This is a genomic window from Brevibacterium otitidis (genome assembly GCF_042429315.1).
GTDB classification, from domain to species: domain Bacteria; phylum Actinomycetota; class Actinomycetes; order Actinomycetales; family Brevibacteriaceae; genus Brevibacterium; species Brevibacterium otitidis.
In genome coordinates this window covers 955-5,238 of the sequence record NZ_JBHMAU010000004.1, presented here as the reverse complement: position 1 = coordinate 5,238, position 4,284 = coordinate 955, and the positions used below count along the sequence as shown (strand labels likewise).

Here is a 4,284-nt window from a genome sequence, read left to right as displayed (position 1 = left end):
TGGCGCGTCGCCGACTGAACGTCATGTACGCGATGATGAAAACAGGCACGCTATACGAGCCCCGAATCTCTGCAGCTGCTTGACAACCACCATAGGGACACCCCCTGCTGGCGCAGCCGGTCGCGCAGACCGGCGGGGTCGGGTGCCGGCGCCTCACCGGTGAGGATGTAGTAGGCCAGGGCACCGACGCCGAAGACGTCGAGACGGAACCGGTCACCGGCGCTGGCCTGCCAGGCGCCCTCGGGGGCGCGGTATGCCGCCTGCTCGTCGTCCTGGGTCGTAGCGGCCACGTGCAAGGCCGTCACGCCGTCGGTCGGCAGCCCTGTGTGCGAGGAGGTCGAGGCCAGGCCTGCGCTCTGCCAGTCACCGACCAGGACCTTGGGTGAGTCCTCGGCGTGGGTGCGGATCCATATCGCTGACGGGTTGAGGTCGCGGTGAGCGACCGCGTTGCCGTGGGCGTAGTGGACCGCCTCGGCAACCTGACGCACCAGGTCGAGCTGGGTCTCCAGCGACAAGCCGTGTGGCTGCTCAGCGAGCCAGAGGTCGAGTCGCTGCAGCTTGTCGTCCGCCGGGTAGACCAGGCCGGTGCCGAGTTCAGACTCGACGATGTCCAAAGGACGCAGAAGCCCGTCGTGGACGAGCCGGGTCATTGTCGCGAACTCGTGGGTGGCCAGACGCTTGTCCTCGCTGGCTGCTGTCTTGCTCGCCCCAGGGGGTGTGATCCGGAAGCGGATGCGGGCGTGCTGGGTCTGGTGCACCCCGTGGTACGCGCGCCAGTCCTGCCAACCCTCACCCTCCCCTGCGAGGGACTCCTCGATGACCCAGGAGCCAGCCGTGCGCTCCCGGCGGGGCACCAGACCCAGCCGTTTCATCAACTCGCAGAGGAGCTGCTCCTGGTTGGTGCCGATCGCCCTGCCCCCGCGCGGATGCTCGAGGAGACGTTCAGAGATGCCGGGCAGGTTGGTCTGGCGCTCGGCGCCGTCCGGACCGAACATGCCGATCGACGCGATGTCAGACATCTGCACGGTGAAACGGGGGTGGTGCAGGAAGACCGACTCCTGCACGAAAGGCACCACCTGCCGGGAGTCTGGGATAGGGACTCTGCGCTCGCGGGCCCAGTCGTAGAGCTCGTCCTTGAGCTGGGTGGCGAGGTACTGCGCCTTGCGCCGCGCCAACTTCAGCGGGGAGGACTCGGCGCGCTTGCCGTCGCGGAGCCAGCGGTGCTCGTCACCACTCAGGACACCGTAGTAGTACTTGAGCTCGACGAGGTGAAGGCTTCCACGACCCAGGACAAGCAGGTCGACCTCGTGCCAGCGACCGTGGTTGTCGCGGAACTCGAAGTTGGACCAGGCGCGGTAAGGGCTGACGTCGGGCAGGAGCTCGCGGACGACCTCAAGACCTTCGGTCTCATGCTCGAACTGCGACGGGGTGACCTCAACCCATCGCTGGTCCGACAGTGCCATCGAAAGCTCTCCCTCGTGCCGATCGGTGCGGATGCTGCAAGACACAACTCTAGCTGGTCTGAAATCGGCTGACGGGTGTGGGGCAGACTTGGGCCATGGACATGGTCGGACGCTCATCCTGTCGCTTGCCCTATCCCTCGGCCCAACCGATGTATGCCGCCGCAGAGCGATGGCGCGACGAGGCGCTGCTGGACGACCGGAGCCTGTTCGACGGTCGACCATTTCATCAACAACCCCGACCTGGGCACGGGGTCATTCATCACGAAGCTCAAGGGTCAGCTCGGGACGGCGAGTGCCGACACGGTCCAGGTGGCGGCGGAGCTGCTCTATGCCCACTTCCTCATCGTCTCGACCCGTGCAGTGTCGAGCCGCACCAAAACCAAGATCATCGACCAGGTGGTCGCCTTTCGCGAGTCAGGGACGAGCGGTATGCCGCAGGACCTTGCCGAGGCACTGCGTGGCGGCGCTGCGCACCCGGGTCAGGCGTTCAACAACTATCGGTGGAAGATGCTGAACTTCCTGATCAGTTTCTACGTCGAGATCAAGGCGCTCCCGATGGATGAACGGCGAGCGGCCCTCTACGACCGGTCGGCCCTGCACAAGGTGTTCGACCGGATCGACCAGCAGACGGTGTGGTCGCAGATGTGGGCCGTCGAGCACCTGCTCTTTCCTGACGTGGCTCCCCCGATGCTCAACAGGGACGATCGCGCAGCTGTGGTCAGCACCTGGCCTGATCGCGGGTCCGATGTGGCTGAGGTGCTGACGAGTCTTGAGCCCAATGTGCGATACGGGTCCAGGGCAGCTGTGCTGCCGTACCGGACGCCATACCGCGAGCAGTGGAAGGGTCCAGAGCCCGCTCTTCACACCTACGTGCAGTGGGGGATACGACTGCTCGACACGGGGTTGTTCTACGAGGACGAGATTGCCTACAAGCTGGACAGCGCAGAGCGTCTTGGAGCAGCTATCGAAGCAGCCATACGGGCTGAACCGCCTTATGAGGCCCTGCGGAAAGCCATGCATCACCCAGACTTCAACCTCGTCCACTTCTACGTCGTCGACGACTTCCTGAAGTGGGTCAAGGCCAATGAGCCGGAGAGCATCGCGGCGCTGGGGGAGTTCGAGACCGCTGACGGTGCCGAGACCATCGACAGGTTCCTCAGCCACGTCCCTCGGATCGGACAGCTGAAGGGGGCAGGGGCGCGCATCAGCCTGGGCTCGGTGCTTCTGATGTCCACCGATCCAGAGGCGTACCCGCCGTGGCGGGACAGGCAGGATCAGATCACCGCGAGGTTGACGAAGGGCTACCGGCCGCAGGAGAGCGCCACCGAGGGCGAGCAGTACCTCATGTTCCTTGAACGGATGGACCTGATCCGCGCGGCCATGGCCGCTGCCGAGAGACCCGTTGCCCATCGACTCGGCGCGCAGTCTCTCGCCTGGATGGTGGCGCAGGAGGGAGAGCGCCTGGGTTGGGCTCCGGAGGAGTATGCAGCTTTTGACGCTTGGCGCACGGGCAAGGTGGTGGAACCGCCCAGCGCAGACGACGCCCCGGTCAAGGACGGCGAGGACGCTGAGACCGCAGACGTGGCGGAAGGCACCCTGGAGGGGCTGGGGCGCGCCTGTCGTTCGCACCAGCTGACCTGGGCTGGCTCGAGGAGACCATCGCACTGTTGCTGGAGAAGCGGCAGATCATCTTTCAGGGGCCACCTGGGACGGGCAAGACCTTCATCGCCCGGGCCGTCGCCCAGTTCGTCGTCGGTCACGCGGACCGGGTGCGTGTCGTGCAGTTCCATCCCTCGTACTCCTACGAGGACTTCGTCGCCGGTCTGCGGCCGGATCCCGACGAACCAAGTCACTTCCGACTCGTGCCGGGGCCGCTGACACAACTCGCTGAGCAGGCGCGGGCCAACCCGGCCGAGACCTACGTGCTGCTCATCGACGAGATCAACCGGGCCAACGTCCCCGCAGTGTTCGGCGAGCTCTACTACCTGCTTGAGTACCGCGACGACGCTATCACCATGACGTACGGCGGGGAGGCGTTCAGCCTGCCCGAGAACCTGCTCATCATCGGGACGATGAACACCGCGGACCGGTCGATCACCGCTTTGGACTCCGCCATGCGCCGACGGTTCTACGTGCGCGACCTGCGACCGGGGGACGTGCCGCTCGACGGCATAGTCAGGGGTTATCTGGCTCTTCAGAGTTGAGTGTGGGCGCGCCGATCGGGCAAGGGTGTTGGGGATAGACGTCGAGGTCCCTGATGATGAGCGGACATCTACCCGCGCTGATCTCAAGGACCTCGACAATGCCCCATCCTACGTGCCCCTGCTCGACATCTCTGGACCGTTGCAGTCGCTGCGATGTCCTCCTCGGCCTCCCCGGACTGCACCTGACCGACGTCGATGCCACCGACACTGCCGTCGTCCTCGACATCGAGGCCTGCGACTGGCTGACCGGCTGTCCCGGTTGCGGCGTCATCCCGACCGGCCACGGACGCATCACCGTGACCCTGATCGATGCTCCATCCGCCGGGCGACCTGCCCGCCTGCGATGGCGCAAANGCCCCGGTTGCGGCGTCATCCCGACCGGCCACGGACGCATCACCGTGACCCTGATCGATGCTCCGTCCGCTGGACGTCCTGCCCGCCTGCGATGGCGCAAGCACCGCTGGATCTGCCGCGAGTCCGCCTGCCCGGTCGTGACCTTCACCGAGCAGAACACGCAGGTCGCCGCACCACGCGCCCTGCTGACAACCCGCGCGGTCCGGTGGGCGATCCGCCAGCTGCGCTACGAGAACGCCTCCGTCCAGGGACTGGCCCGCCAG

Annotated in this window: 2 protein-coding genes; one reads left to right on the top strand and one right to left on the bottom strand. The window is 66.0% G+C overall.

Annotated elements, in window-relative coordinates:
* Nucleotides 1-50 precede the first annotated feature (50 nt).
* The gene (locus ACFFN1_RS00540; protein ID WP_376837614.1) at nucleotides 51-1,463 is read right to left on the bottom strand and encodes an NERD domain-containing protein; all 1,413 of its coding nucleotides are present in this window, start codon (nucleotides 1,461-1,463) and stop codon (nucleotides 51-53) included.
* 1,667 nt (nucleotides 1,464-3,130) lie between these two features.
* Here ACFFN1_RS00540 and ACFFN1_RS00535 point away from each other — a divergent pair.
* Nucleotides 3,131-3,667, top strand: coding sequence for an McrB family protein (locus tag ACFFN1_RS00535; RefSeq protein ID WP_376837613.1), 537 nt, complete (start codon nucleotides 3,131-3,133; stop codon nucleotides 3,665-3,667).
* Nucleotides 3,668-4,284 lie beyond the last annotated feature (617 nt).